This is a genomic window from Streptomyces sp. NPDC031418 (assembly GCF_055581605.1).
This window is the reverse complement of the sequence record NZ_JBVIJC010000002.1, coordinates 278,501-304,525: the sequence shown is the minus strand read 5'-3', so window position 1 is coordinate 304,525 and position 26,025 is coordinate 278,501. Positions and strand designations below refer to the sequence as shown.

Sequence of the window (26,025 nt, the reverse complement as noted above, 5' to 3'; positions counted from 1 at the left end):
AGCGAGTCCGCATGCATGGAACAACGCTCAGCATGGCACCTGGGTTCCTGCGTGGGCCAATGCCCTCGCCGCCGCCGGCCCGTCACGTCCCGAACAGATCCTGCTGTCCGCTGCCCCCCGCCGACGACCTGGGCGGGGTCAGGCCCAGGTGCTCCCAGGCCGCCGGGGTGGCGACCCGGCCGCGCGGTGTGCGGGCCAGCAGACCCTCCCGGACCAGGAACGGTTCGGCGACCTCTTCCACGGTCTCGCGCTCCTCCCCCACCGCGACCGCGAGCGTGGACAGGCCGACCGGGCCGCCGCCGAACAGCTTCAGCAGCGCCTCCAGAACGGCACGGTCGAGCCGGTCCAGGCCGCGCGCGTCGACCTCGTACACGGCGAGCGCCGCGGCCGCGATCTCCCGGGTGATCAGGCCGTCCGCCTTGACCTGCGCGTAGTCGCGGACGCGGCGCAGCAGACGGTTGGCGATACGGGGCGTGCCGCGGGAGCGGCCGGCGATCTCGGCGGCGCCGTCCGGCTCGATCCCGACGTCCAGCAGGTGCGCCGAGCGGTGCACGACCCGCTCCAGCTCGCGCGGCTCGTAGAACTCCATGTGCGCGGTGAAGCCGAACCGGTCGCGCAGCGGGGGCGGCAGCAGACCCGCGCGCGTGGTGGCGCCCACCAGGGTGAAGGGGGGCAGTTCCAGCGGGATCGCGGTGGCGCCGGGGCCCTTGCCGACGATGACGTCGACGCGGAAGTCCTCCATCGCCATGTACAGCATCTCCTCGGCGGGCCGGGACATGCGGTGGATCTCGTCGAGGAAGAGGACCTCGCCCTCCTGGAGGGAGGAGAGGATCGCGGCGAGGTCGCCGGCGTGCTGGATGGCGGGGCCGGAGGTGATCCGGATGGGGGCGCCCATCTCGGCCGCGATGATCATCGACAGGGTGGTCTTGCCGAGACCGGGCGCGCCGGACAGGAGTACATGGTCGGCGGTGGCGCCGCGCGCGCGTGCGGCCCGCAGGACGAGATCGAGCTGTTCGCGGACCTTCTCCTGGCCGATGAACTCGCCGAGGTCCTTCGGGCGCAGCGCGGCCTCGACGGCCTGGTCCTCCCGGTCGGCGGACGCGCCGACGAGCCGCTCGGCGGCGGCGGGGTCGGCCGTGTCGTCCCAGTTCATGTGATGTGCCTCGATGGTCGTCGGGTCAGCGGGCGCGGTTCAGGGTCTGGAGGGCCGCCTTGAGCAGCTGCCCCACCTGCGGGGTGCCGCCGGCCGCCTCCGCCTGGGGGGCCACGGCGGTCACGGCCTCGTCCGCCTCGCGGGTGGCGTAGCCGAGGCCGATCAGGGCCGCGTGCAGCTGGTCGCGCCAGCCCTGGCTGACCGGGGCGCCGACCGCGGGGGCGCCGACGGGCTCGCCGAGGCGGTCCTTCAGCTCCAGCAGCAGCTTCTGGGCGCCCTTCTTGCCGATGCCGGGGACGGCGGTGAGCGCCTTCTCGTCGGCGGTGGCGACGGCCCGGCGCAGCGCGTCCGGGGTGTGCACGGCGAGCATCGCCTGGGCGAGGCGCGGGCCGACCCCGCTCGCGGTCTGGAGCAGCTCGAAGACCTGGCGCTCGTCGTCGTCGGCGAAGCCGTACAGGGTGAGGGAGTCCTCGCGCACGACCAGGGAGGTGTGCAGCTTGGCGGGCTGGCCGAGACGGAGCGTGGACAGCGTGTTCGGCGTGCACTGGACGGCCATGCCGACACCGCCGACCTCGACGACCGCGGCGTCGGGGGCGAGCGCGGCGACCGTGCCGCTGACGAAGGCGATCATGCCGTACGGCCTTTCGTTGCGTGGATCTGCTGCCGGGCGACGGCCTGCTGGAGCCGGTTCTGCGCGGGGGCGCGCCAGATGTGGCAGATGGCGAGGGCGAGGGCGTCGGCGGCGTCGGCCGGCTTCGGGGGTGCGGCGAGCCGCAGCAGCCGGGTGACCATGGCGCCGACCTGCGCCTTGTCGGCACGACCGGTGCCGGTCACGGCAGCCTTGACCTCGCTGGGGGTGTGCAGGGCGACGGGGATGCCGCGCCGGGCGGCGCACAACATGGCGACGGCGCTGGCCTGGGCGGTGCCCATGACGGTGCGGACGTTGTGCTGGCTGAAGACGCGTTCCACCGCGACGAACTCGGGCCGGTGTTCGTCCAGCCACTCCTCGAGGCCCTGCTCGACGGCGAGCAGCCGGTGGCTGAGGTCGGCGTCCACCGGGGTGCGTACGACCCCGACGCCGATCATGGTGAGCGGGCGCCCCGCGACCCCCTCGACGACACCGACGCCACATCGCGTCAGGCCGGGGTCCACCCCCAGAACACGCACCGCGCCCCTCCCTCTGCCGGCTCGATCACCTGTTTGTGCAGGCTATCGGGTGCCACTGACAACGCCCCGCACCGACGCCGGGAACGCGACGGGCCGACGGGGGGTGTCCCGTCGGCCCGGTCAGCCAGCCGTACGCGTTACGCGTCGACCTTCGCCATGATCTCGTCGCTCACGTCGAAGTTCGCGAAGACGTTCTGCACGTCGTCGCTGTCCTCGAGCGCGTCGATCAGCTTGAAGATCTTCTTCGCGCCCTCCTCGTCCAGCTCGACCTGGACGGACGGCACGAAGCTGGAGTCGGCGGAGTCGTAGTCGATGCCGGCCTCCTGGAGGGCGGTGCGGACCGCGACCAGGTCGGAGGCCTCGCTGATGACCTCGAAGGTCTCGCCGAGGTCGTTGACCTCCTCGGCACCGGCGTCCAGGACGGCGCCGAGCACGTCGTCCTCGGTCAGCTCGCCCTTGGGGACGATGACGACGCCCTTGCGGCTGAACATGTACGACACGGAGCCCGGGTCGGCCATGGAGCCACCGTTGCGGGTCATGGCGACACGGACGTCGGAGGCGGCGCGGTTGCGGTTGTCGGTGAGGCACTCGATGAGCACCGCGACACCGTTGGGGCCGTAACCCTCGTACATGATCGTCTCGTAGTCGGCGCCGCCGGCCTCGAGACCGCCACCGCGCTTGATCGCGGAGTCGATGTTCTTGTTCGGGACCGACTGCTTCTTGGCCTTCTGGACGGCGTCGTACAGTGTCGGGTTACCGTCGAGGTCGACGCCGCCCATGCGCGCCGCGACCTCGATGTTCTTGATCAGCTTCGCGAAGAGCTTGCCGCGCTTGGCGTCGATCACGGCCTTCTTGTGCTTCGTCGTAGCCCATTTAGAGTGGCCGGACATCTGCCTGTCTCCTTCGCGTAACCATCTACATAACGAACGCCAGAGATCCTACAAGGACTCCGCCGCCCCGTTGGCGCGCACCATGTCGACGAAGAGGGAGTGCACCCGGTGGTCGCCGGTCAGTTCCGGGTGGAACGACGTGGCGAGCGCGTTGCCCTGGCGGACGGCGACGATGTGGCCCTCGTGCTCGGCGAGCACCTCGGTGCCGACGCCGACGGACTCCACCCAGGGGGCGCGGATGAAGACGCCCTCCACAGGATCGCCCGGGATGCCCCGGACGTCGAGCGCGGCCTCGAAGGACTCGTTCTGGCGGCCGAAGGCGTTGCGGCGCACGATCATGTCGATGCCGCCGATGGTCTCCTGGCCCGAGCGCGGGTCGAGGATCTTGTCGGCGAGCATGATCATGCCGGCGCAGGTGCCGTAGACGGGCATGCCGCTGCGCACGCGCGCGCGGAGGGGCTCCATCAGCCCGAAGAGGACGGCCAGCTTGGAGATGGTGGTGGACTCGCCGCCGGGCAGCACGAGACCGTCGACCTCGGCGAGTTCCTCGGGGCGCCGCACCGGCCTGGCCACGGCGTCGGCCGCGGCCAGGGCGATGAGGTGCTCCCGTACGTCGCCCTGGAGGGCCAGGACGCCTATGACGGGGGTGTTCATGTGATGCAGTGCCTTACCAGCCGCGGTTCGCGTAGCGCTCGGACTCGGGGAGGATGTCGCAGTTGATGCCGACCATGGCCTCGCCGAGGTTGCGGGAGGCGTCCGCGATGATCTTCGGGTCGTCGTAGAAGGTGGTGGCCTTGACGATGGCCGCGGCGCGCTTGGCCGGGTCGCCGGACTTGAAGATGCCGGAGCCGACGAACACGCCCTCGGCGCCGAGCTGGCGCATCAGGGCCGCGTCGGCCGGGGTGGCCACACCGCCGGCGGAGAACAGCACCACCGGGAGCTTGCCCAGCTCGGCGACCTCCTTGACCAGCTCGTACGGGGCGCGCAGCTCCTTGGCGGCGGCGTACAGCTCGTGGTTGTCCAGGCCGCGCAGGCGGGCGATGTCGCCCTTGATCTGACGCAGGTGGCGGACGGCCTCGACCACGTTGCCGGTGCCGGCCTCGCCCTTGGAGCGGATCATCGCGGCGCCCTCGGCGATGCGGCGCAGGGCCTCGCCCAGGTTGGTGGCACCGCACACGAAGGGGGTGGTGAAGGACCACTTGTCCGAGTGATTGACCTCGTCGGCCGGGGTGAGGACCTCGGACTCGTCGATGTAGTCGACGCCGAGGGACTGGAGGACCTGGGCCTCGACGAAGTGGCCGATGCGGGACTTGGCCATGACCGGGATGGAGACGGCGTCGATGATGCCCTCGATCATGTCCGGGTCGGACATCCGGGCCACACCGCCGTCCTTGCGGATGTCGGCCGGGACCCGCTCCAGGGCCATGACGGCGACGGCGCCCGCGTCCTCGGCGATCTTCGCCTGCTCCGGCGTGACGACGTCCATGATCACGCCGCCCTTGAGCTGCTCGGCCATGCCACGCTTCACGCGCGCGGTGCCGGTCTCGGGAGCCTGGTTCTCGATGGTGGACACGGATGACCTCACTCATGGGAAAAGAAGGTTTCTGCTTCCCCGAGGAAACGTGAGTGGAGCAGGCCACAGCAAGGGCCAATGGCAAGCAGGTGGATCCTTTTCGGCTCGGCGGGCTCAGCTCACCCGTTCCACCAGGGCCGCGGGCGGCTCGTCGTCCATCTCGAAGGCCAGCGGAAACGGCGCGTGTCCGGCCAGCCGGAACCAGCGGACCTTGCGGTGCTCGCGCAGCCGGCGGGCGGCTCCGACGGCGTCGTTGTGGAAGCGGCGCGCCATCGGCACCCTGCGGACGGCCTCCGCCAGCTCCCGGGCGGCCTCCTCGCCGCCCGGGGCCTCCCGTACGGCCTCCACCTGCGCCGGGTCCGCGAAGACCGCGCGCAGCGCCTGGCTCAGCTCGCTCTCGGCGACCTCCCGCTGCTCCTCCTCGGCCTGCCGGGCCCCGTGCGCGGCCTCGTACAGCACGATCGAGGCGGCCGGGTCGAGCACACCCGAGGTCGCCAGTTCCTGGGTCACGGAGGCCCGCCGCAGCAGCTGGGCGTCGAGCGCCGCGCGCGCGGCGTCCATCCGCACATGCAGCCGGTCCAGCCGGCCGGCGGTCCAGCTCAGGTACACGCCGATCGCGACCAGGGCGACAAGGATCCAGATGAGGGTTGCGGTCACGGCCGAAGGCTATCGGCCCACCCGGCCGCACCCCGGCCACCGGCCAGCCCGGCGCCGCGGTCATGCTCCGGGGCCCGGAATCCCGTCCAGAAAGCGCCATGGCCCGGAGCCGCCCGCAATCCCGACCCAAACGCGGTCGGAGCCCGGAGCCGCCCGCAATCCCGTCCCGAAAGCGGTCACGGCCCAGCGCCACCCGGAAACCCGACCCAAACGCGGTCGGGGCCCGGAGCCGCCCTCAATTCCATCCCGAAAACGGTCACGGCCCGACGCCGCCGGGAAACCCGTCCAGAAAGCGGCCGCGGCCCAGCGCCACCCGCAAACCCGACCCGAAAGCGGTCACGGCCCGGAGCCGGCCCGACCCGGAAGGCCGTATCGGCCCGCCGTCTGTCCGAAGCCGAGCCGGAAAGCCGCAACGGCCCGCCACTTACCCGAAGCCGAGCCCGAAAGCCATAACCGCCCGCCGTCTGTCCGAAGCCAAGCCCGAAAACCGCAACAGCCCGCCACTTGCCCGAAGCCGAGCCGGAATGCCATAACGGCCCGCCGTCCGTCCGAAGCCCGGCCCGAAAGCCGTAACGGCCCGCCGTCCGTCCGAAGCCGAACCCGAAAGCCGTCGCGGCCCGCGCCCCTCGCACACGCCCGAAGCCCACCCGCACTCCCCTACCGACCCCGCCCCGTCGATCGGCTCGGAGGCGGTGCGGGGCCGGGACGCGGGTCAGTCGCGGGCCAGGCCGAAGCGGGCTCGTAGGCCTGGGGGGCGGTCGTCGGTCGCGACCGCCGCCGCGCCGGCCGTCACGGTCTCGTAGACGGAGAGGATGTCCGCGCCGACCGTCGACCAGTCGAAGCGCCGCACATGCGCGCTGCCCCGCTCGCGCAGCGCCGCGCGCCGGTCCGGGTCCGCCAGCAGCCGTACGGCCGCCTTGGCGAGCGCGTCGGCGTCCTCGACCGGGAACACCTCGCCCGCCTCACCCTGGTCCAGGACCTGCACGAAGGCGTCCAGGTCGGAGGCGAGCACGGGGGCGCCCGCGGACATCGCCTCGACGAGGATGATGCCGAAGCTCTCGCCACCGGTGTTGGGAGCGACGTACAGGTCGACGCTGCGCAGCAGGCGGGCCTTGTCCTCGTCGCTGATCATGCCGAGGAACTCCACCCGCGCGCGCAGCTCCCGCGGCAGCTCCTCGACGGCGGCCTCCTCGTCGCCACGCCCCGCGACCAGGAGGCGGGCCCCCGGCCGCGCCGCGAGGATCTCCGGCAGCGCCTTCATCAGCACCGGCAGGCCCTTGCGCGGCTCGTCGATACGGCCGATGAAGCCGATGGTGTCCCCCTGCCACTCCGCCCTGGGCTCGGCCCTGGCGAAGAAGTCGACGTCGACGCCGTTGGGGATGACCACCGCGTCCCCGCCCAGGTGCTCGACCAGGGTGCGGCGGGCGTACTCACTGACCGCTATCCGCGCGCTGATCTTCTCCAGGGCCGCCTGGAGGATCGAGTACGCGGCGATCATGGCGCGCGAACGCGGGTTGGACGTGTGGAAGGTGGCCACGATCGGACCGGAAGCCGCCCAGCAGGTCAGCAGCCCCAGCGAGGGCGAGGTCGGCTCGTGGATGTGGACCACGTCGAAGGCGCCGTCGTGCAGCCAGCGCCGGACCCGCGCGGCGGACAGGAACCCGAAGTTCAGCCGGGCCACCGAGCCGTTGTACGGCACCGGCACGGCACGGCCGGCGGAGACGACGTACGGCGGCAGCGGGGTGTCGTCGTCGGCCGGGGCGAGCACGGAGACCTCGTGGCCCAGCCGGATGAAGTACTCGGCGAGGTCGCGGATGTGGAACTGGACGCCACCGGGCACGTCCCAGGAGTACGGGCAGACGATCCCGATTCTCACGAGGGTCCCTTCGCGGGGTCGAGGTCGGCGAGCCACAGCCGCTGGAGCATGTGCCAGTCCTCCGGGTGGTCGGCGATGCCGGAGGCGAAGGCGTCGGCCAGCGCCTGTGTCATGACAGACGTCTTCTCGGCCCGGCTGCCCGACTCGGGCACCTCGACCGGCGGATGCACCCGGCCCTGGAGGACGGGCGAGTCGTCGTACCAGAGGGTGACCGGCAGCAGCAGCGCGCCGGTCTGCTGGGCGAGCAGGGCCGGGCCCGCGGGCATCCGGGCCTTCTCGCCGAAGAAGTCGACCTCCACGCCGGAGGCGGACAGGTCACGGTCGGCGACCAGGCAGACCAGACCGCCGTCGCGCAGCCGCCGGGCCAGCGTGCCGAAGGCGGAGCCGCCGCTGTGCGGCAGGACCTCCATGCCGAGGCTCTCGCGGTAGGCGACGAAGCGGTCGTACAGCGTCTCGGGCCGCAGCCGCTCGGCGACCGTCGTGAACGGCGTCTCCAGCTTGGTGGTGACCCAGGCACCGGCCAGGTCCCAGTTGGCCAGATGGGGCAGCGCCAGGATCACACCCCGGCCCGAGGCCAGCCCGTCCGTCAGATGGTGCAGGTCCTTCGGGTCGAAGCCCGCCCTGACGCGCTCCGGGCTCCAGGCGGGCAGCCGGAAGGACTCCATCCAGTAGCGCAGGTACGAGCGCATGCCCGCACGCGACAGCTCGGCGAGGCGTTCGGGCGTGGCGTCGGGCACCACGCGCGCGTAGTTGGCCTCCAGCCGCCGTACGCCCTTGCCGCGCCGCTTCCAGGCCAGGTCGGCGATGCCGCGGCCGAGACGGACCGCCACGGGTTCGGGGAGCCTCCTGACGGTGCTCCAGCCGAGCCCGTACAGCGCGTCGGTGAGCCGTTCGGCGGCGCTCACTGCGCGGCCTCTCCGGCACCCTGCCGCGCTGCCGCCTCCGCCTCGGCGGACTCGCGGCGGACGGTGACGACCCGCTGGACCAGCGTGACGAGACTGCCCACGGCGACGATCCACAGAGCGACCGGCAGCAGCCACTGGATGCCCGGCACCCCGAACGTGTGCAGGCCCGCGAGACCGGCCGCGACCAGCGAGATCACCAGCCGCTCGGCGCGCTCGACCAGCCCGTTGACGGCGACCGGCAGCCCGATCGACTCGCCGCGCGCCTTGGTGTACGACACCACCTGGCCGCTGGCCAGACAGAAGATCGAGACCGCGCACAGGGCGTTGTCATTGCCCTGGCCCGCGTACCAGAGCGCGAACCCGCCGAAGATCGCGCCGTCGGCCACCCGGTCCAGAGTGGAGTCCAGGAAGGCGCCCCAGCGGCTGGAGCGGCCCAGCTGACGGGCCATGTTGCCGTCGACCAGGTCGGAGAAGACGAAGAGGGTGATCACGACCGTGCCCCAGAAGAACTCGCCCCGGGGGTAGAAGACCAGCGCACCCGCGACGACCCCGGCCGTGCCGATGAGCGTCACCGTGTCGGGGCTCACGCCCCTCCGGATGAGAAACGCGGCGAACGGTGTGAGGACACGCGTGAAGAATGCACGCGCGTACTTGTTCAGCATGGCCTTCCCGACGGTCGTCTCGCCGTAGCCCTGGTGGCCTCCGGCTGGCCCATCGTAGCCACGCGCGTGCGTCTGTGACGGGTGGGCACCCGCAGCCGTGCCGTGTGCCGGTGTGCACCGGCACACGCGCGGGCGCGCGTGGCGCGATCACGGTGGGCGGACGTCGTTCGTATGGACGCCACGTGACGGGAGTGGAAAGCTCGAATAACCGCGGGCGTCGCCGGAGCCGCCAGTGCACGCGGGTCCCGCGCGACCGCGCCCACAGTGACCTCACCGTGTACGGGAGGCAGGATCATGGGCGACAAGACACAGACACACCACCCCGGGGCCGCCGGCAGTGCTCTGACGGCCGACCAGCCCTCGTCGGTACGGAACGTGGTGCTGGTCGGCCACTCCGGTTCGGGCAAGACAACCCTGGTGGAGGCCCTCGCACTGACCGCGGGGGCGGTGAACCGGGCAGGCCGCGTGGAGGACGGCGGCACCGTCTCGGACTACGACGACATCGAGCACCGGCAGCAGCGCTCCGTACAGCTCTCCCTGGTGCCGGTCGAATGGAACGGCATCAAGATCAACCTCCTGGACACCCCCGGCTACGCCGACTTCGTCGGGGAACTGCGAGCCGGCCTGCGGGCGGCGGACGCGGCCCTCTTCGTCGTCTCCGCCTCCGACGGCGTGGACGGCTCGACCCGCATGGTGTGGGAGGAGTGCGCGGCCGTCGGCATGCCCCGCGCCATCGTGATCACCCACCTGGAAGCCGCCCGCGCGGACTTCGAGGAGATGACCCGCACCTGCGCGGAGGTGTTCGGCGGCGACGACCCCGACGCCGTGCTCCCGCTGTACCTGCCGCTGCGCGGCCCCGAGGGGCCCGACGGACACGCGCCCGTGACCGGACTGGTCGGACTGCTGACACAGAAGCTCTTCGACTACTCGACCGGCGAACGCAAGGAGTCCGAACCCGACGCCGACCAGCTGCCCGGCATCGAGGAGGCCCGCAACCGGCTCATCGAGGGGATCATCGCCGAGAGCGAGGACGAAACCCTCATGGACCGCTACCTCGGCGGCGAACAGGTCGACCTCGACACACTGGTCCAGGACCTCGAGCGAGCCGTCGCACGCGGCAGCTTCTTCCCCGTCCTCGCGGCCGCCCCCGCCGCCGAGGGCGCACGCCAGGGCCTCGGCACGGTCGAGCTGCTCGAACTGGTCACCGGCGGCTTCCCGACACCGTTCGAGCATCCCTTGCCGGGCGTCACCACCATCGACGGCAAGCCGCGCGAGCTGAAGCCGTGCGACATCAGCGGTCCGCTGGTCGCCGAGGTCGTCAAGACCGCCTCCGACCCCTACGTCGGCCGCATCTCACTGGTCCGGGTCTTCTCCGGCACCCTGCGCCCCGACCAGACCGTGCACGTCTCCGGACACGGCCTCACCGACCGCGGACACGAGGACCACGACGTCGACGAGAAGGTCGGCGCCCTGTCCATGCCCTTCGGCAAACAGCAGCGCCCGGTATCCCACGCCGTCGCCGGCGACCTGGTCTGCGTCGCCAAACTCGGCCGCGCCGAGACCGGCGACACCCTCTCCGCGAAGGACGACCCGCTGCTGATGGAGCCCTGGCAGATGCCGGACCCGCTGCTGCCCCTCGCCATCCAGGCACACAGCAAGGCCGACGAGGACAAACTCTCCCAGGGCCTGTCCCGGCTGGTCGCCGAGGACCCCACCATGCGCCTGGAGCAGAACCAGAACACCCACCAGGTCGTCCTGTGGTGCCTCGGCGAGGCACACGCGGACGTCGCCCTGGAACGGCTGCGCAGCCGCTACGGCGTCCAGGTCGACGTCGTCCCGCACAAGGTCTCCCTCCGCGAGACCTTCGCGACCAGGGCCACCGGCCGCGGCCGCCATGTCAAGCAGTCCGGCGGACACGGCCAGTACGCCATCTGCGAGATCGAGGTCGAACCGCTGCCCGGCGGCTCCGGCATCGAGTTCGTCGACAAGGTGGTCGGCGGCGCCGTACCCCGGCAGTTCATCCCGTCCGTGGAAAAGGGCGTACGCGCACAGGCCGCCAAGGGCGTCGCCGCCGGATATCCGCTCGTGGACGTACGGGTCACACTGCTGGACGGCAAGGCCCACTCGGTGGACTCCTCCGACGCCGCCTTCCAGACCGCGGGCGCGCTCGCACTGCGCGAGGCCGCGGCCGACGCGAAGATCCACCTGCTGGAGCCGGTCGCCGAGGTGACCGTGCTGGTCGGCGACGACTACGTGGGCACCGTCATGAGCGACCTGTCCAGCCGGCGCGGCCGCGTACTCGGCACCGAACAGGTGGGCTCCGGACGGACCCTGATCCGGGCCGAGGTACCCGAGTTCGAGATCGGCCGGTACGCCGTCGACCTCCGCTCCCTCTCGCACGGCACCGCCCGCTTCGACCGCACCTACGCCCGGCACGAACCGATGCCGCCCCAGGTCGCGGAGCGCATCCGGGAACAGTCCGGAGACCGCGCCTAGTTCACCGCGCGCCACCCGGTGCGGGGCGGACGGCTTCGGCCGTCCGCCCCCGCCCTGTCGGTGGCGGCGGATACGCTGATCACCTGATCACGTCGTGCCGCAACCGTCCGGTAGTCGTCCGGAATCGGCAGCACGACCGGTCCAACAGGTGTGCGGAGCAAGGAACTCGGGAAGGCCGGAACAGCGACACCGGCGGCGATGGGGGCGGGAATGTCGTTTGGAACGGAGTGGGACGGACCCCAGGTGCCCGTCTCGGGCGACGGAAGTCAGGCGGCGACGGCCGCGCTGGCCTCCGCGGCGTACCGGGACAGCCCGATCGAGGAGATCAAGAAGGCCGACAACGAATGGCACCAGTCGGCCGTCAAACCCGGCCGGATCAAGCTGTTCCGGCCGAACCTCGGCGAGGCCTACGCGCGGGCCGTCGTCGACCGCATGCTCGCGCCCGGCCGCAAGCCCCTCATCCAGTCCTTCGGCTCAGAACCGCAGTTCGTCGTCGAACACTGCCTGGCCGCCAACAACATCCGCCGCGAGCGCGACAACCGGCTGACCGCCGTCACCGTCCTGTGCGGCCTGCTGTTCCTGCCCGGACTCCTCGCCTGGCTGCTCGTCTTCCAGCTGCGCACGTTCGTCGCCAAACGCGACGACAGACGAGCCGGTCCCCTCGCCACGGCACTGCTCCTCGGCGTCGGCCTGCTCGCCGCACTCTTCCTGATCAAGATGCCGTTCACCGGCTTCTGGGCCTGGTACGCACGCGCGGCCGTCGCCCTGCCCGTACTGGGCTGGTTCCTGGCCAAGCGGATCTGCGAACGCACCGCCCACGACCTGCGGGCCCGCTGGGACGGCCTGCTGTCCGGGACCAGCGTCGGCGCCAAGGTCCCGGAAGCCGTACCCCGCGCCCCCGGCGAGACCGCGGCCGAGGAACTGCGCCAGTCCCTGGCCCGGCTCAGCGCCGAACAGCAGTCCAACTCGGTCTTCTACGCCGGCCCCAAGGGCATACTCGGCATGGGCACCCGCTGGGGCTCCTGGCAACTCGCCGAAGACTTGCTGTCCGCCGACCCCACCCGCGAGATCCACCCCTTCCGCAGCTGGGACGTGATCCGCGCGATCCACGACCAGCTGTCCCTGCTGGAACGCGGCCCGCTGAACACCGGCGGCTTCCCCAAGCCCTCCATACGGCACTGGATCGTCACCCCCATCGGCGAGGGAGCCACCGCCGTGTCCCGCCCCGAGGGCGCCGACGTCGAGGCCTTCCAGGTCAAGCCGCACGCCATACAGGACATCTGCAACAAGCAGCAGTTCGGCAGCGGCGACCGGCACTACCTCGGCGTGCAGTGGACCCTGTGGGACGGACAGCTGGTCATCACCATGCTGATCACGGTCACCGTGCTGCACCAGACCCTGCGCATCGAGGTCACCGGGCACGCCCTCGGCCCGGTGAACTCCCTGTTCACCACCAAGCCGGAAGCCCCGAGCAAGGAGGTCGCCAAGACCCTCAAGCCCTGGGAGACCCGCAAGATCATGCTGCCGCTGGTCACCGCCGACGAGGTGGTACGACTCGCCGCACGCGCCCCGCTGACCTGGTACCCGCCGCTCCTCAACTGGCTCGGCGGCTCACTCGGCCTGCCCGAGCCGTTCGGCCTGCGGCACGCCTGGGCCGACCAGCCCTGGCGGCACCGCTTCATGGCCGACGACGCGCTGCGCGCGGCCACACCGGTCCTGCGGGTGGTGCACTCCGCCGCGCTCAAGGTGCTCGCGGACCATGGCGTGGACACCGAGAAGTTCGGCACCCGGTCGGCGTTCCTCAGCTCCCAGGTGCAGGACCCGATGCCGAAGAAGGCCGACCTCTACGACGCGTGAGCCCCGGCGGCCGGCTCAGGCGCTCACGCCGAGGCGGGCCACGCCTCCGCCAGCATCTTCCTGGTGTCCGCCAGGAGCTGCGGCAGCACCTTGGTGTGGCCCACCACCGGCATGAAGTTCGTGTCGCCGCCCCAGCGCGGGACGATGTGCTGGTGCAGGTGGGCGGCGATGCCGGCACCCGCCACGGACCCCTGGTTCATGCCGATGTTGAAACCGTGCGCGCCGGACGCGGTGCGCAGCGCCGTCATCGCCTGCTTGGTCAGCTCGGCCAGCTCGGCGGTCTCCGGGCCGGTCAGATCCGTGTAGTCGGCCACATGACGGTAGGGCACGGTCATCAGATGGCCGCCGTTGTACGGGTAGAGGTTGAGGACGGCGTAGACATGCTCGCCGCGGCGGACGATCAGCGTGTCCTCGTCGGACTTGGCCGGAATCGAGCAGAAGGGGCAGCCGTCCTCGGCTCCGGGACCGCTCGGCTTGTTCTCCCCCTGGATGTAGGCCATGCGGTGGGGGGTCCACAGGCGCTGGAACGCATCCTGCGTCCCGACTCCGATCTGCTGCTCCGGCTCACTCGTCATGCTAGGCAGCATATGGCGTCCGGGTGAGGTACAGGGCAGGGCCCCCGGCGAGATCAAGTCAGTCACCGGGGGCCGACCCCCGCGTCGGCGGGGAGCAGAGCACCTTGTGCGTGTGGGCCTTGCGAATCTTGGGATCACCCCCGCATGCGCGGGGACCCATCACACCTGTACGCGACGCTCCACCACATCAACGAGCTTCGCGATCGCCTCGTCACGCGGAATGCCGTTCTCCTGCGAACCGTCGCGGTAGCGGAAGGACACCGTGCCTGCGTTCATGTCGTCGTCGCCGACAATGATCATGAACGGCACCTTCTGCTTCTGCGCCGTCCTGATCTTCTTCTGCATACGGTCCGAGGAGGAGTCGACCTCGACCCGCAGTCCCTTCTTCCTGGCGTCGGCGGCGAACCTGTCCAGGTACTCGACGTGGGCGTCACCCACCGGAATACCAACCGCCTGGACCGGCGCCAGCCACGCCGGGAAGGCGCCCGCGTAGTGCTCCAGCAGCACCGCGAAGAACCGCTCGATGGAGCCGAACAGCGCGCGGTGGATCATGACCGGGCGCTGCTTGGAGCCGTCCGGGCCGGTGTACTCCAGGTTGAACCGCTCGGGCAGGTTGAAGTCGAGCTGGATGGTCGACATCTGCCAGGTGCGGCCGATCGCGTCCTTGGCCTGGACGGAGATCTTCGGGCCGTAGAAGGCGGCGCCGCCCGGGTCCGGGACCAGCGGCAGGCCCTGCTTCTCGGCGACCTGGCGCAGTGTCTCGGTCGCCTCCTCCCAGACCTCGTCGGAGCCGACGAACTTCTCCGGGTCCTTGGTCGACAGCTCCAGGTAGAAGTCGGTCAGACCGTAGTCGCGCAGCAGGCCGAGGACGAAGGTGAGCGTCTTGTCCAGCTCCTCGGACATCTGCTCACGGGTGCAGTAGATGTGCGCGTCGTCCTGGGTGAAGCCGCGGGCGCGGGTGAGGCCGTGCACGACGCCGGACTTCTCGTACCGGTACACGGTCCCGAACTCGAAGAGGCGCAGCGGCAGTTCGCGGTAGGAGCGGCCGCGCGCGTCGAAGATCAGGTTGTGCATCGGGCAGTTCATGGGCTTGAGGTAGTAGTCCACGCCCTCGTCGAGCTGCATGGGCGGGTACATGCCGTCGGCGTACCAGTCCAGGTGGCCCGAGGTCTCGAAGAGCTTCCCCTTCGTCGCGTGCGGGGTGTAGACGAACTCGTAGCCCTCTTCCTCGTGGCGGCGCCGCGAGTAGTCCTCCATGACCCGGCGGATGATGCCGCCCTTGGGGTGGAAGACGGCGAGGCCGGAGCCGATCTGCTCCGGGATGGAGAACAGGTCGAGCTCGCTGCCCAGCTTGCGGTGGTCGCGCTTCTCGGCCTCGGCGAGGAAGTCCAGGTACGCCTTCAGCTCGTCCTTGGACGGCCAGGCGGTGCCGTAGATGCGCTGGAGCATCGGGTTCTTCTCGCTGCCGCGCCAGTAGGCGGCCGCGTTGCGCATCAGCTTGAACGCCGGGATGAGACGGGTCGAGGGCAGGTGCGGACCCCGGCAGAGGTCCTTCCAGCACAGCTCGCCGGTCTTGGCGTCCAGGTTGTCGTAGATCGTCAGCTCGCCGGCGCCGACCTCGACGTCCGCGCCGTCGTCGTGCGACGCCGAGCCCTTGAGGCCGATCAGCTCCAGCTTGTACGGCTCGTCCGCCAGCTCCTCGCGGGCCGCCTCGTCGGTGACCACGCGACGGGCGAACTTCTGCCCGCGCTTCTGGATCTCCTGCATCTTCTTCTCGATGGCCTTGAGATCCTCGGGCGTGAACGGCTTCTCGACGTCGAAGTCGTAGTAGAAGCCGTCCTTGACCGGCGGGCCGATGCCCAGCTTGGCCTCGGGGAACAGCTCCTGCACGGCCTGCGCCATGACGTGCGCGGTGGAGTGGCGCAGGATGTTCAGGCCGTCCTCGGACGAGATCTCGACGCCCTCGACCTCGTCACCGTCGGACAGTGCGTACGTGAGGTCCTTCAGCTCGCCGCCCACGCGCGCGGCGATGATCGAGCGCTCGCCCGCGAAGAGGTCGGCGGCCGTAGTGCCCGTCGTCACCACGCGTTCTTCCCGCTCGGAATCGCGTTGGATGATCACACGGACGTCTGACACCGGTCTCTCCTGACTGAAGGTGGGTGCGGCGCCATACCAGGAGCGCGCGCACAGGCGATCGTACCGACCCCTCGGCACCGACCGCGAAACGGTCACCCTCAGTCCCCGTCCCCGTACGCCTCGCCACATGCCTCCTCGAAGAAGTCGAGGTTCTCGTGCAGGGACTTCATCAGCCGGTCCCGCTCGGCCTCGTCCACCTGGACGGGGACGACGCCGGAGGCGCCGGTGAGCCGGCGGAAGCCGCCGCGGCGCTCCAGCCGGCCGTGTATGCGCACCGGCAGCCCGACGAGGTGGGCGTGGCCCGCGATGCGGTAGTCCTCCTCGTCCAGGGTGACGCGGACGTGCGGGACCTCGGCTCCGGCGAGGACGCGCAGCCGGACCGTGCCCGGGCCGCCGGGGCCGGCGCGGCGCATGCGGACCACGGCGCCGGTGATCCGGACCGGTACGGAGGGTTCCGCGTGCAGATAGCGGGCGGCGGCCTCGCGCAGGGCGGGCAGGTCGCCGGGCGAGAACTCGACGGGCTCGGCGGAGGCGGCGCAGCCCTCGGGGACGCCGGCGCCGGGCGCCCAGGCGACCGCGATCCGGGCGCCCTCGGTGCCCCGTACGAGGGTGGTGAGCGCTTCGGTGAGTTCCCGGCTGACCCCGGCCTGGACCGCGCCGTCGAAGGCGTCCATGCCGCCGGTGGCCCGCCGGTAGTCGATGGCCTCGCGGGCGGCGTACAGGGCCTGGTGGAGGCGGACGGCGAGGGGGCGGGCGGTGGGTACGGGGGCGAAGACGGTGAGGCGGTGGCCGTCGGTGGCGGGGCCGACGAGGAGGTGTTCCAGGAGGGCGGCCGCGGGGCGGCGGTGGCGGGCGCCGTGGTAGCCGGCCCGGGCGCGGGTGGCGAGGGCGGCGGCGAGCAGCATCTGCCGGGCGGCGGTGTGCAGTTGCTCGTCGGCCGCCCAGGGCGCGGTGCCGGCGGGTCCGCTCGGGGTCTGGCGCCACCAGCGGATCTCGTCGCTGGGTACGGCGAGGGAGATCAGCACCTCGCGTGCGGCGGGGGTGTCGCTGCGGGCGAGGGCGTCGAGGGCCTCGCCGAGCAGGTCGTCGCTGTCGGGGAAGGCACGGTTCTCGGGGACGAGCAGGCTGGTGGCGTGGCCGGCCGGGCCGGGCGGGGTCCAGCGGCCGTACCGTCCGGGGGCTCCGCCGCGCCGCTGCCAGCCGTGCCGGCGCAGCAGGGCGCCGAGTACGGCGGGGTCGACCCCGGCGGGCTCGGGCGGGCTGTTCCAGGGCGGGTCGTCGGGGTGCGGGCGGGCCTGGCGGGGCGGTTGCCCGTACGGACGGCTTGTCATGGCCTGCCTCCCGTCCCGACCCGCGTCATGATCTCGCAGAGCGCGCGGTCGTCGAAGATGCGCGAGGTCGGGATCCGCACGGTGGTCCGCTGCCGGCCGGTGACCGGGTGGCCGGCGAGGTTGACCCAGTAGCAGCAGTGCCTGAGGTCGAGCCGGTCGTGTCCGGCGCGCAGCCACTGGTCCTGCGAGCGCGGGACGATCATGACGACCAGGATCTTGTGGACCGTGACCGGGGTGCGGGCGAGCTTGCGCAGGTGGTCGTTGTCGAGGGTGAAGGAGAAGGAGGGCCCCGGAGGGCGGGGGGCGACCTGGTACGTGGCCTTCAGCTGGACCTTGATCGTGACCTCGTCGTCGACGGTGTGGCCGGGGGCGCTGTGGCTGACGTGCCAGTCGATGCCGTTGTCTGGGAAGGGCTGGGACAGCGAGCAGCCGGCCGCGGCGGCGACCGCGTGCAGATAGCCGACCTGCAAGGTCTCCATGCAGGCGGTGGTGGCGAGCGTGCCGCGAAGGGTGCCCGTGCGATCGGGCAGCAGCCCGCCCCGCTCGGGCTGCGCTATGGCCATGACCAACAGCCTTCCAAGCCAAGTGTTTCCCCGCTGAGGGCCGCTGAACTGCAAAGACCCGTACTCCTGTTGTCTCCTTCCGGCGTACGGCGCAAACGGCCCGGGTATCACCAAACGGGCAGAAGACGGAACGCCATCTGCCGTGGGTGAACGAGGAGTTGGGTTGCGATGACGACCTGGTACGAGGGGCCGTTGGCCGCCTTCGACACGGAGACGACGGGCGTCGACGTCGAGACCGACCGGATCGTGTCGGCCGCCGTCGTCGTCCAGGATGCGCCGGGGACCCGGCCCCGGGTGTCCCGCTGGCTGGTGAACCCGGGTGTGCCGGTGCCCCAGGCTGCGACGGACGTGCACGGGCTGACGGAGGAACACCTGGCGCGCAACGGCCGCTGGCCGGCGCCGGTCATGTACGAGATAGCCGAGCAGCTGGCGGAGCACGCGGCGCTGGGCCGTCCGCTGGTGGTGATGAACGCGCCGTTCGATCTGACGCTGCTGGACCGGGAGTTGCGCCGGCACCGGGCGTCCTCGCTGGACCGCTGGTTCCGGTCGGTGCCGTTGCGGGTGCTGGACCCGCGGGTGCTGGACAAGCACCTGGACCGGTACCGCAAGGGGCGGCGCACGCTGACCGACCTGTGCGAGCACTACGGGGTGGCGCTGGAGGGCGCGCATGACGCGGGCGCGGACGCGCTGGCCGCGCTGGAGGTCGTACGGGCGCTGGGCCGGCGTTTCGCGACCCGGCTGGAGAGGCTGTCCCCCGGCGAGCTGCACACGCTCCAGGCCGGCTGGCATGCGGCGCAGGCGCGGGGGCTCCAGGCGTGGTTCGCGCGCAGCGGTTCGGAGGAGACGGTCAGCACGGAGTGGCCGCTGCGGCCGGAGCTGCCGGCGGCGGCGTAAGGGTGGAGCGGCCGGGCAGCAGAAGAGCCGGTCCGCTGCTGCGGACCGGCTCTCTCCCGGTGGGCGATACTGGGTTCGAACCAGTGACCTCTTCGGTGTGAACGAAGCGCTCTCCCACTGAGCTAATCGCCCGGGAACGCACTGAACAATACAGGTCCGGGCGCCGTTCGTTCAAACCGCCCGCAGATGGCGCAGCAGTCCGCGGTGTCCGGCCCGCATCATCAGCCGGTGGTTGAGGCGGAAGAGGGGCCGCCCGGGCACGGCGAGCCGTCTGAGCAGGGGCTTGCGGACGTCGACCTCCTGCTCGTACCGGACGAGGGTGCCGGTGCCGTCGGGGGTGACCGTCCAGCGTGCCCAGCCTTCGATGTCGCCGGACAGGGTGACCTCCAGGGTCCCGGTGGCGGGGTCGCGGCGGGCGGTGCGCAGGGTGCAGGTCATGGCGTAGGGCAGCGCGGAGCGGATGGTGATCACGCCGGTGTCGGCGTCCAGCCTGGTGACCGACCGGACCTGTGGCCACCAGCGCGGATAGTCCTCGGGCCGCTCGAGTACGGCGTACACGGTGTCCGGCGTGGTGGCGGGCAGGGGCCATCGGCTGAGGAAGCGGTAGTGCATCCAGTCCATGGACGGAGTCTGCCCGCGCGACGGCGCACGGAAGTGATCCGGGGTCAGATTGCCTGTCTGTGCCGGGGACTTGAGGGCGAGAGGAATTCCACGCTTGTCGTACTTCCGAAGAAATGTGACGGTGTTTTGGAAAACGTCCGGTGGATTTCCACCCGCGGCCTGCGTCGGCAACTTCTCCCAGAACGACAGATACGTCTCGAAGACCCCACCAGTAGTAACGGATCGTCACTGGCGGGGTGAGCAGGACCGGGCGGGCAGGGTGGCGAGCCAGTCGACGAGGATTCGATTCGTCTCGTCCGGGCGTTCCTGCTGGACGAAGTGGCCGCAGCCGTCCAGCAGGTGCGAGCCGAGCAGGCCCGGCAGGGTGTCGGGGAACGCCCGTACGGCGTCGGCCAGCCAGCCGAGGGACGCGTCCTGGGCGCCGGCGACGAACAGTGACGGCTGGGTGAGCGGGGCACCCCGGTGGGGCGCGAGGTCCGCCCAGTCCCGGTCCATGGAGCGGTACCGGTTCAGCGCTCCGGTCATCCCGGTCCGCTCGAACTCACCGGCGAAGACGTCCAGGTCGCGCTCGCTGAGCCAGACGGGCCGGCGCCCCGCGGGGAAGCGTTCGCGCAGGGTGCGGTGGGGGTGGGCGAAGTAGGGGCTCGGGGCGGTGGCTGTGTCGACGTCGATGGCCATGTGGACGTCGGTGTCGGTGCCGTTGTCGAGGGGCATCGGAACGGTCTCCGGGGAGAGGGCCGCGTAGAAGCTGGCGAGCCAGCCGCGGACATCGGGCTCGATCTCCGCCTCCGCGCGGCCGGGCTGCTGGAAACGGGAGACGTAGAACTCCTCCTCCCCGCCCATCCGCGCGAACACCTCACTGGGCCGCGGTCCACCGGGCGGGGTGTACGGCACGCTCAGCAGACCCACCGCGTGGAAGACGTCGGGCCTGGTCAGCGCGGAGGTGGCGGCGATCGTGGCACCCCAGTCGTGCCCGACGACCACCGCCGACCGCTCCCCCAGCGCCTCGACCACGGCGACGTTGTCCGCCACCAGCTCGAGCATGCGGTACGCGTCCACGGCCGTCGGCCGGGAGGATCGGCCGTAGCCGCGGACGTCGACGGCCACGGCGCGGTAGCCGGCGGCGGCCAGCGCGGGCAGCTGGTGGCGCCAGCTGTACCAGCACTCCGGGAAGCCGTGGAGCAGCAGCACCAGCGGGCCGCGGCCCTCCTCCACGAGGTGGACGCGGCCGGCGGGCGAGCGCACCAGACGGTGTTTCTGCGGCATGGGGCCTCCTGAGGCGGGGCCTACGGCGGCGGACGGACCGAGGAGCCTTGGGGCAGGGGCCCGCCGGATTGCGACCCCCTGTTGCCGACCGCCGCGTCGGCCTGGTCTGTGGGAACACCGGTCACGACCGGCTGGGGCCCATGCTCCGGGGAGGAGCCGCGAGGACACGAGCGTTATTGCCGTTCCGGCAAAACACCGCCGGCCGCGGGACGGGGTGCCAGTCGGGGGGCCAGTGCTGCGGGCCGGGGCTGCTCAGTGGGGGGCCAGTGCTGCGGGCCGGGACGCCTGGGGCCCGGGGTGGCTCTGCCGCGCGCCAGGGTCACAGGGCGGGGCAGGGGTCCCTCGGACGCGGTTCAGAGGCCCCCTCGATCCGGGCGACGGCCGCGGTGCCCCCGCCCCCAGAATGGAGCCGGGAGGGCCGGAGCATCCCCCCGGCCACCGCAACCGCGAGAGCAGCCCCACGCCAGCCGCCACAGCCCCAGCCGCCCTCGACGCCGACGGCCGCACAGCCTCAGCCGCCCTTAAGGGCTGAGGCCTGCACCGCACGGGTGGGGGCGATGTGGTCAGGTCGGCGGCCTCGAGGCCCTTCGTGTGGTTCGCCGCGTTTCGCTGCCGGAGCAGCTGGGCTCGCAGGCACTCGCACCGGGGGCGGGAACGCCGACGGCCCACCTGCTGGTGCAGGTGGGCCGTCGGTCCGGGTGGGCGATACTGGGTTCGAACCAGTGACCTCTTCGGTGTGAACGAAGCGCTCTCCCACTGAGCTAATCGCCCGGGCGCAGGAAGAACATTACCCCATGTCAGGGGGTGCCTGAGACCACGGGCGTCACTGGTGCCGGATGTTCCAGGGCATGACGAGGCCGAACTTCCACAGGTAGATCCCCGCCAGCACCGCCACGATCACCAGTCCGATCACGGTGAGGGTGATGTTGCGGCGCCGCACCCTGGGGTCGAGCGCTCGCTGGGCGGCCTCGGTGACCTTGCGCTTGGTCCAGCGCAGCACGAGCTGGGCCCAGACGAACTCGGTCGCCCAGATCGCCATGCCGGCGAAGATCACGACCCAGCCGGGTCCGGGCAGCGGCAGCATGACGATGCCGGCGCCGACGACCGCCAGGCCCACCACGAAGACGCCGACCTGCCAGCTGAGGTGCAGGGCTCGGCGCGCCTTGATGAATTCCGGCGCCCGGGAGCCGAGCCCCGACCCGCTCCCGTCCTCGCCCACGCGCTCGTCCGCCTTCGCCTTCGCCTCGCCCGCCGTCTCCCTCGCCGTCTCGTCCGCCGTCTTGTTCATCGCCCCGTCGGTCTTGTCCGTCGCCACAGCGACCTCGCCCCTGTCGTCACTCCCCGTATTCATACAGACAAACCCTAGCGGAGTGATTCAGGTCACTGAAATGGTCGTAGATCTGGTACGAGTTCTCGGCCGGAAGAGTTACGTAAAGGCACGCAAAACCCTCAGAGGGGTTTACAACGGCACCGTAGGTGGCATGTCGATTTCGCCGACGTGCGAATCCCCGAGCGCACACTGAGCGAAAGGCCCTGGCGCTTATGAACACCACGGTCAGCTGCGAGCTGCACCTGCGCCTCGTTGTGTCGAGCGAGTCCTCCCTGCCTGTCCCCGCAGGCCTGCGGTACGACACGGCCGACCCCTACGCCGTGCACGCCACCTTCCACACCGGAGCCGAGGAGACCGTCGAGTGGGTGTTCGCCCGCGACCTCCTCGCCGAGGGGCTCCACCGGCCCACCGGTACCGGCGACGTCCGCGTCTGGCCCTCCCGCAGCCACGGTCAGGGCGTCGTGTGCATCGCCCTCAGTTCCCCGGAGGGGGAGGCGCTGCTCGAGGCCCCGGCGCGGGCCCTGGAGTCCTTCCTGAAGCGAACCGACGCCGCCGTGCCGCCCGGCACGGAGCACCGCCATTTCGACCTGGATCAGGAGCTGTCCCACATCCTGGCGGAGAGCTAGGCCTCGGCCCCCTCGAAAGCAGCCCGGCGCCGTCCACTCGGGGAGACGGCTCGGGCGAAGACAACCGCATACGGCACCGCCGACGCCGCCGCCGTGCTCCCGCACGGGGCGGCGTCGCCCTGTGTGCGTCCGGCGCGACCGTGCGTCCGCTTCCGGGAACCCCTGGCGGTCCGGAGGCGTTCTTCCAGAGCGGGCGCGTTCGGTGGGGCCGGTGCGGTGGGCGCGGATGTCGCTACCATCGGCCAGCATCGGCGGGCGCCCGCCCGACCCTCAGGCCAGGGAGCGAAACGTGCTGATCACCCACGACACCCGGTGCGCCCTCGACACCGTGGTGGATCTGGTGAACACCGCGCCGGAGGACGAGACGGCGACGGACGGACTGCCCGACGTCCCGGCTCTGACGGAGTTCGTACGAAGTCACCAGGTCAGCGATGTCGGGGCGCTGTCGGAGCTGGACCTCGCGGCGGTGCGCCGGATCCGGAGCCGGTTCGCGGCGGTCTTCGCGGCGCCGGACGCCCGGTCCGCCGCCGGGGTGATCAACGAGCTGGTGGCAGCGGCGGGCACCACTCCGCGCCTGACCGACCACGACGGCTATGACTGGCATGTGCACTACTTCGCGCCGGGCGCCTCGGTGGCCGACCATCTCGCCGCGGACTGCGGGATGGCGCTCGCCTTCTTCGTGGTGGCCGGGGAGCAGGAGCGGCTGCGGCGCTGCGAGGCACCGGACTGCCGGCGCGCGTTCGTGGACTCCTCCCGCAATCGCTCGCGCCGCTACTGCGACAGCCGCACCTGCGGAAACCGGCTGCATGTGGCGGCCTACCGGGCCCGGCGCAAGGAAGCGGCCGGCTGATCGCGACCCTCCGTCCTGGCGAGAGGCTCCCGTCCTGACGGAAGGCGCCCGTCCTGCGGGTGACGCCCGTCCTGCGGGTGACGTCCGTCCCGGCGGGTGACGCCGGGACCGACGTGTACGGCTCACAGCAACAGCAGATCGTGCAGTGCAGCCATGAGGAGCAGACACCCGATCACCGCAAGGAAGATCATCAGCGGTGGCTGGGAAAGGGCGAAGAGGCACCCGCGAGGCTCGTCCTGGGGCGGCGTGGCCTCGCTCTGGGTCGTCGTGTCCAGCATCTCGCGGCCGATGATGGCCTACCCGGCACCCCACCCGCGATCCACCACAGGGATCTTGCCGAATACCGCGATCTCTCGTTCGGCTCGCTTCGACCGGTGAACGTTTCCGGACGTCAGCGGACGTACTGTGTCGTTTCAGGGAGTCGTACGACTGTCATATGCCGCGCTTCTTCAGGATCGCCTCGATGTCGCTGAAGTCGTCGGCCGCGCCGGGCCCCTGCGCCGCGGACCCGGTCCCGGAAGCACCGCCCAGGGACGGCGCCGAGGCGCCTGGCGCCATCGCGGCCCGGCCCGCCGCCGCCTTGGCGGCCTTGCGCTCGGCCCGGGTGCCGCCGCGCCGGCGCTCCACCGCGCGGGTGCCGGCGAAGAGCAGCCAGGCCGCGCCCAGGACGCCGAAGCCCGCCCATGCGGTGGGGCTGAAGGCGGTGTCGGCGAGCCAGCCGACGACGCCGGTCATCACCAGGGCCACGGGGACCAGCGCGTAGGCCGCGATGCGGGCCGCCGCCAGGAAGCGCTTGCGGTAGGCGGTGACCACCGCGATGCCCAGGCCCGCCGCGGACACGGCGGAGCAGACGGTCTCGGCAATCATCCGGTCCTCCTGGCGGGCTCGGTCGGGTGACACCGGAGGCGGGCACCCCACCCCGGCGAACGGCGCTCCACACCGACGAGGCGCGCTTCGTCCCCTCCATCCTGCACCGCCCGGTCCCCGCGATGCCATGCTCCCGGCCGGACATCAGGGACTTCTCCGGGTCTCCCCCAGGGCGTCTCCTCCGCGGGTACCGGTTCCGCCGCCGGCACCTGTCCCACCCGGAGGCGGTCCGCGGCGGCCGCACTCCCGATTGGGTCGCGCGCGTCCCGCCTGGAAGACTGGTGCGCATGAGCGACTCCTCCCCCGCACCCACCGACGCCCTGGTCCTCGACGTGTGGTGCGAACTCCAGTGCCCCGACTGCCGTACCGCCCTGGACGACGTCCGCGCCCTGCGCGCCCGCTACGGCGACCGGCTGGAGGTGCGGCTTCGGCACTTCCCGCTGGAGAAGCACCAGCACTCCTTCGCCGCCGCGCAGGCCGCCGAGGAGGCGCTGGAGCAGGGCAACGGCTGGCCGTACGTGGAGGCCGTGCTCGGGCGGGTCGAGGAGCTGGACCGCCGGGGCGAGTCCTTCCTTGTCGAGACGGCCCGCGAACTGGGCCTGGACGCCGAGGAGTTCGACACCGCGCTGATCGACGGCCGGCACATCCTGATCGTCGACGCCGACCAGGCCGAGGGCAAGGCGATCGGGGTCACCGGCACGCCGACGTACGTCATCGGCGGCGAACGCCTCGACGGCGGGAAGAGCCAGGAGGGGCTGCGCGAGCGGATCGAGGAGATCGCGGACCGGCTGCTCGCCGAGCGGGAGGCCTGACCGGCGCGGGGCCCCGCCGTACGGACAACGCTCCCACCCGCCTACAGCAGCGGCTTGGCGAGGCTGAGGGACGTCGTCTCGTAGCCCAGTGACGCGTAGAGCCGCTCGGCGGGGGTGTTGCCCGCGAAGACGTTGAGGCCGAGGACCGGCCGGCCGGCCTCGATCGCCTGCCGCTCCGCCAGCCGCATGAGCGTACGGCCGTGTCCGCGGCCCCGGCGGTCCGGATCGGTCTGCACGTCGAACACGAAGGCGCTGTCGTCCTTCAGGGCCAGCCACAGCGTGCCCACCCTGGCGCCCTCGTGCTCCAGGACGCTGAAGAGCATGCCGTCGGTGGCCAGGCCGTGCGGCAGCAGCCGGGCGTGGTCGTCGTGGGCCTTGGCCCGGGCGGCGGCCTCGGGGACGCCGAGCTCGAGCCAGGTGCGCGCGTAGCGCTCGCTCTCCCCGTCCTGCCACGCCGCGTACTCGGGCGCGGTCATGGGCCGGGCGCGGCTGCCCGGCGGCAGGTCGGGCGGGACGGTGCCGAGGCGTTTCACCATGGCGCGGTTGCGCGGCGTGTAGCCGAGCGTGCCGAAGAGCCGCAGGGCGGCGTCCGCCTCGGCGGGGACGACGGTCTCGATCTGCCGGCAGCCCCAGCCGCGCGCCACCTCCTCCGCGGCGAGCGCGGCCACCGTGCCCCGGCCGCGCCGGCGGAACGGCTCCTCGACCCGCAGGTCGATCACGCGCGCCACCGAGGCGCCCAGGGACGGCGAGGTGCCGAGGTGGATCTCGCCCACGGGACGGCTGTTGACGCACACCCGGTAGCGGCGCGAGCGGGTTCCGTCGGGGTGCTCCTGGAGCGGCTCGGCCGGCCGCAGGGTCGTGGTCATCACAGGTGTTCTACCCACGGCGGCCCCACCGCGTCAGCCTGTTTCCCCGAGG

General features: G+C 71.7%; 26 protein-coding genes and 2 tRNA genes. 6 read left to right on the top strand and 22 right to left on the bottom strand.

The genetic code is table 11. The annotated features are described in order from the left end of the window. Positions 1-82: 82 nt before the first annotated feature. The 10 genes from ruvB to pgsA all read right to left on the bottom strand — a co-directional run bounded on the left by ruvB (position 83) and on the right by pgsA (position 8,883). Positions 83-1,153, bottom strand: a complete 1,071-nt coding sequence (ruvB, locus tag ACZ5CZ_RS03520) for a Holliday junction branch migration DNA helicase RuvB (RefSeq protein WP_385844394.1) — start codon at positions 1,151-1,153, stop codon at positions 83-85. A 25-nt stretch (positions 1,154-1,178) separates the two neighbouring features. Beyond that, positions 1,179-1,784 (bottom strand): Holliday junction branch migration protein RuvA, encoded by a 606-nt coding sequence (gene ruvA, locus ACZ5CZ_RS03515; RefSeq protein ID WP_385844396.1) that lies wholly within the window; start codon positions 1,782-1,784, stop codon positions 1,179-1,181. Further along, positions 1,781-2,320, bottom strand: a complete 540-nt coding sequence (gene ruvC, locus ACZ5CZ_RS03510) for a crossover junction endodeoxyribonuclease RuvC (protein ID WP_385844397.1) — start codon at positions 2,318-2,320, stop codon at positions 1,781-1,783. Before ruvC ends, ruvA begins: the two co-directional genes overlap by 4 nt. A 137-nt stretch (positions 2,321-2,457) precedes the next feature. Beyond that, positions 2,458-3,210 (bottom strand): YebC/PmpR family DNA-binding transcriptional regulator, encoded by a 753-nt coding sequence (locus ACZ5CZ_RS03505; RefSeq protein ID WP_385844398.1) that lies wholly within the window; start codon positions 3,208-3,210, stop codon positions 2,458-2,460. Positions 3,211-3,258: 48 nt separating this feature from the next. Then, positions 3,259-3,864 (bottom strand): pyridoxal 5'-phosphate synthase glutaminase subunit PdxT, encoded by a 606-nt coding sequence (gene pdxT / locus ACZ5CZ_RS03500; protein WP_385844400.1) that lies wholly within the window; start codon positions 3,862-3,864, stop codon positions 3,259-3,261. A 13-nt stretch (positions 3,865-3,877) separates the two neighbouring features. Next, complete coding sequence (pdxS, locus tag ACZ5CZ_RS03495) at positions 3,878-4,783, bottom strand: pyridoxal 5'-phosphate synthase lyase subunit PdxS (protein WP_360744865.1); 906 nt, start codon at positions 4,781-4,783, stop codon at positions 3,878-3,880. Between the two features lie 114 nt (positions 4,784-4,897). Next, positions 4,898-5,440 carry a LemA family protein gene (locus tag ACZ5CZ_RS03490; protein ID WP_385844401.1) on the bottom strand — a complete coding sequence of 181 codons (543 nt, stop codon included), beginning with the start codon at positions 5,438-5,440 and terminating at the stop codon, positions 4,898-4,900. Between the two features lie 712 nt (positions 5,441-6,152). Then, positions 6,153-7,316 (bottom strand): glycosyltransferase family 4 protein, encoded by a 1,164-nt coding sequence (locus tag ACZ5CZ_RS03485; RefSeq protein ID WP_468938774.1) that lies wholly within the window; start codon positions 7,314-7,316, stop codon positions 6,153-6,155. Continuing rightward, positions 7,313-8,221: a phosphatidylinositol mannoside acyltransferase gene (locus tag ACZ5CZ_RS03480; protein ID WP_468938772.1), complete on the bottom strand. Its 909-nt coding sequence runs from the start codon at positions 8,219-8,221 to the stop codon at positions 7,313-7,315. Before ACZ5CZ_RS03480 ends, ACZ5CZ_RS03485 begins: the two co-directional genes overlap by 4 nt. Next, positions 8,218-8,883, bottom strand: a complete 666-nt coding sequence (gene pgsA / locus ACZ5CZ_RS03475; protein WP_468938769.1) for a phosphatidylinositol phosphate synthase — start codon at positions 8,881-8,883, stop codon at positions 8,218-8,220. The genes ACZ5CZ_RS03480 and pgsA overlap by 4 nt, the downstream gene beginning before the upstream one ends. 294 nt (positions 8,884-9,177) lie before the next feature. On the opposite strand from pgsA, the gene ACZ5CZ_RS03470 reads away from it, so the two are divergent. Further along, positions 9,178-11,379 carry an elongation factor G-like protein EF-G2 gene (locus ACZ5CZ_RS03470; RefSeq protein ID WP_468938766.1) on the top strand — a complete coding sequence of 734 codons (2,202 nt, stop codon included), beginning with the start codon at positions 9,178-9,180 and terminating at the stop codon, positions 11,377-11,379. Between the two features lie 210 nt (positions 11,380-11,589). Beyond that, entirely contained in the window at positions 11,590-13,236 is a 1,647-nt protein-coding gene (locus ACZ5CZ_RS03465) for a hypothetical protein (RefSeq protein ID WP_385844408.1), read from the top strand. 23 nt (positions 13,237-13,259) lie between these two features. Here ACZ5CZ_RS03465 and ACZ5CZ_RS03460 read toward each other — a convergent pair whose 3' ends face one another. The 4 genes from ACZ5CZ_RS03460 to ACZ5CZ_RS03445 all read right to left on the bottom strand — a co-directional run bounded on the left by ACZ5CZ_RS03460 (position 13,260) and on the right by ACZ5CZ_RS03445 (position 17,841). After that, a complete protein-coding gene (locus ACZ5CZ_RS03460) occupies positions 13,260-13,823 on the bottom strand; it encodes an HIT family protein (RefSeq protein ID WP_385844409.1) in 564 nt (187 codons plus the stop codon). A 147-nt stretch (positions 13,824-13,970) separates the two neighbouring features. Then, entirely contained in the window at positions 13,971-15,947 is a 1,977-nt protein-coding gene (thrS, locus tag ACZ5CZ_RS03455; protein WP_468938762.1) for a threonine--tRNA ligase, read from the bottom strand. Between the two features lie 98 nt (positions 15,948-16,045). Continuing rightward, entirely contained in the window at positions 16,046-17,278 is a 1,233-nt protein-coding gene (locus ACZ5CZ_RS03450; protein ID WP_468938760.1) for a hypothetical protein, read from the bottom strand. Continuing rightward, the gene (locus ACZ5CZ_RS03445; RefSeq protein ID WP_385844413.1) at positions 17,275-17,841 is read right to left on the bottom strand and encodes a DUF4365 domain-containing protein; all 567 of its coding nucleotides are present in this window, start codon (positions 17,839-17,841) and stop codon (positions 17,275-17,277) included. The genes ACZ5CZ_RS03450 and ACZ5CZ_RS03445 overlap by 4 nt, the downstream gene beginning before the upstream one ends. Before the next feature lie 168 nt (positions 17,842-18,009). Between ACZ5CZ_RS03445 and ACZ5CZ_RS03440 the strand changes: the two genes are divergently transcribed. Then, positions 18,010-18,735 (top strand): 3'-5' exonuclease, encoded by a 726-nt coding sequence (locus ACZ5CZ_RS03440; RefSeq protein WP_450785045.1) that lies wholly within the window; start codon positions 18,010-18,012, stop codon positions 18,733-18,735. 60 nt (positions 18,736-18,795) lie between these two features. Here ACZ5CZ_RS03440 and ACZ5CZ_RS03435 read toward each other — a convergent pair. From ACZ5CZ_RS03435 to ACZ5CZ_RS03415, 5 genes are all read right to left on the bottom strand, one after another. After that, positions 18,796-18,867, bottom strand: a tRNA-Val gene (locus tag ACZ5CZ_RS03435). Positions 18,868-18,906: 39 nt separating this feature from the next. After that, positions 18,907-19,356 carry an SRPBCC family protein gene (locus ACZ5CZ_RS03430; protein ID WP_385844416.1) on the bottom strand — a complete coding sequence of 150 codons (450 nt, stop codon included), beginning with the start codon at positions 19,354-19,356 and terminating at the stop codon, positions 18,907-18,909. A gap of 225 nt (positions 19,357-19,581) precedes the next feature. Then, positions 19,582-20,622 (bottom strand): alpha/beta hydrolase, encoded by a 1,041-nt coding sequence (locus ACZ5CZ_RS03425; protein WP_468938756.1) that lies wholly within the window; start codon positions 20,620-20,622, stop codon positions 19,582-19,584. 699 nt (positions 20,623-21,321) lie between these two features. After that, positions 21,322-21,393 (bottom strand) — tRNA-Val (locus ACZ5CZ_RS03420). A 52-nt stretch (positions 21,394-21,445) separates the two neighbouring features. Then, the gene (locus ACZ5CZ_RS03415) at positions 21,446-21,973 is read right to left on the bottom strand and encodes a TIGR02611 family protein (protein WP_385844418.1); all 528 of its coding nucleotides are present in this window, start codon (positions 21,971-21,973) and stop codon (positions 21,446-21,448) included. Between the two features lie 191 nt (positions 21,974-22,164). On the opposite strand from ACZ5CZ_RS03415, the gene ACZ5CZ_RS03410 reads away from it, so the two are divergent. Together ACZ5CZ_RS03410 and ACZ5CZ_RS03405 are read left to right on the top strand one after the other, a co-directional pair. Next, positions 22,165-22,578, top strand: a complete 414-nt coding sequence (locus ACZ5CZ_RS03410; protein WP_004002642.1) for an SsgA family sporulation/cell division regulator — start codon at positions 22,165-22,167, stop codon at positions 22,576-22,578. A 289-nt stretch (positions 22,579-22,867) separates the two neighbouring features. Continuing rightward, positions 22,868-23,428: a CGNR zinc finger domain-containing protein gene (locus tag ACZ5CZ_RS03405; RefSeq protein ID WP_467543790.1), complete on the top strand. Its 561-nt coding sequence runs from the start codon at positions 22,868-22,870 to the stop codon at positions 23,426-23,428. 122 nt (positions 23,429-23,550) lie between these two features. Here the strand turns inward: ACZ5CZ_RS03405 and ACZ5CZ_RS03400 are convergent, their stop codons facing one another. Together ACZ5CZ_RS03400 and ACZ5CZ_RS03395 are read right to left on the bottom strand one after the other, a co-directional pair. Further along, positions 23,551-23,706 (bottom strand): hypothetical protein, encoded by a 156-nt coding sequence (locus ACZ5CZ_RS03400; RefSeq protein ID WP_385844421.1) that lies wholly within the window; start codon positions 23,704-23,706, stop codon positions 23,551-23,553. A gap of 154 nt (positions 23,707-23,860) precedes the next feature. Next, positions 23,861-24,295 (bottom strand): hypothetical protein, encoded by a 435-nt coding sequence (locus ACZ5CZ_RS03395; protein WP_385844422.1) that lies wholly within the window; start codon positions 24,293-24,295, stop codon positions 23,861-23,863. A 287-nt stretch (positions 24,296-24,582) separates the two neighbouring features. Between ACZ5CZ_RS03395 and ACZ5CZ_RS03390 the strand changes: the two genes are divergently transcribed. Beyond that, positions 24,583-25,107: a DsbA family protein gene (locus ACZ5CZ_RS03390; protein ID WP_467543787.1), complete on the top strand. Its 525-nt coding sequence runs from the start codon at positions 24,583-24,585 to the stop codon at positions 25,105-25,107. A gap of 41 nt (positions 25,108-25,148) precedes the next feature. On the opposite strand, the gene ACZ5CZ_RS03385 is transcribed toward ACZ5CZ_RS03390, so the two are convergent. Next, entirely contained in the window at positions 25,149-25,973 is an 825-nt protein-coding gene (locus ACZ5CZ_RS03385) for a GNAT family N-acetyltransferase (RefSeq protein WP_468938750.1), read from the bottom strand. Positions 25,974-26,025: the final 52 nt, after the last annotated feature.

Coding starts and splice junctions, on each gene's coding strand:
- ACZ5CZ_RS03470 (WP_468938766.1), top strand. CDS start 9,178: ATGGGCGACAAGACACAGACACACCACCCCGGGGCCGCCGGCAGTGCT.
- ACZ5CZ_RS03460 (WP_385844409.1), bottom strand. CDS start 13,823: ATGCTGCCTAGCATGACGAGTGAGCCGGAGCAGCAGATCGGAGTCGGG.
- ACZ5CZ_RS03440 (WP_450785045.1), top strand. CDS start 18,010: ATGACGACCTGGTACGAGGGGCCGTTGGCCGCCTTCGACACGGAGACG.
- pdxT (WP_385844400.1), bottom strand. CDS start 3,864: ATGAACACCCCCGTCATAGGCGTCCTGGCCCTCCAGGGCGACGTACGG.
- ACZ5CZ_RS03445 (WP_385844413.1), bottom strand. CDS start 17,841: ATGGCCATAGCGCAGCCCGAGCGGGGCGGGCTGCTGCCCGATCGCACG.
- pgsA (WP_468938769.1), bottom strand. CDS start 8,883: ATGCTGAACAAGTACGCGCGTGCATTCTTCACGCGTGTCCTCACACCG.
- ruvA (WP_385844396.1), bottom strand. CDS start 1,784: ATGATCGCCTTCGTCAGCGGCACGGTCGCCGCGCTCGCCCCCGACGCC.
- ACZ5CZ_RS03400 (WP_385844421.1), bottom strand. CDS start 23,706: ATGCTGGACACGACGACCCAGAGCGAGGCCACGCCGCCCCAGGACGAG.
- ACZ5CZ_RS03450 (WP_468938760.1), bottom strand. CDS start 17,278: ATGACAAGCCGTCCGTACGGGCAACCGCCCCGCCAGGCCCGCCCGCAC.
- ruvB (WP_385844394.1), bottom strand. CDS start 1,153: ATGAACTGGGACGACACGGCCGACCCCGCCGCCGCCGAGCGGCTCGTC.
- ACZ5CZ_RS03385 (WP_468938750.1), bottom strand. CDS start 25,973: ATGACCACGACCCTGCGGCCGGCCGAGCCGCTCCAGGAGCACCCCGAC.
- ACZ5CZ_RS03415 (WP_385844418.1), bottom strand. CDS start 21,973: ATGAATACGGGGAGTGACGACAGGGGCGAGGTCGCTGTGGCGACGGAC.
- ACZ5CZ_RS03505 (WP_385844398.1), bottom strand. CDS start 3,210: ATGTCCGGCCACTCTAAATGGGCTACGACGAAGCACAAGAAGGCCGTG.
- ACZ5CZ_RS03465 (WP_385844408.1), top strand. CDS start 11,590: ATGTCGTTTGGAACGGAGTGGGACGGACCCCAGGTGCCCGTCTCGGGC.
- ACZ5CZ_RS03430 (WP_385844416.1), bottom strand. CDS start 19,356: ATGGACTGGATGCACTACCGCTTCCTCAGCCGATGGCCCCTGCCCGCC.
- ACZ5CZ_RS03410 (WP_004002642.1), top strand. CDS start 22,165: ATGAACACCACGGTCAGCTGCGAGCTGCACCTGCGCCTCGTTGTGTCG.
- ACZ5CZ_RS03425 (WP_468938756.1), bottom strand. CDS start 20,622: ATGCCGCAGAAACACCGTCTGGTGCGCTCGCCCGCCGGCCGCGTCCAC.
- ACZ5CZ_RS03395 (WP_385844422.1), bottom strand. CDS start 24,295: ATGATTGCCGAGACCGTCTGCTCCGCCGTGTCCGCGGCGGGCCTGGGC.
- ACZ5CZ_RS03390 (WP_467543787.1), top strand. CDS start 24,583: ATGAGCGACTCCTCCCCCGCACCCACCGACGCCCTGGTCCTCGACGTG.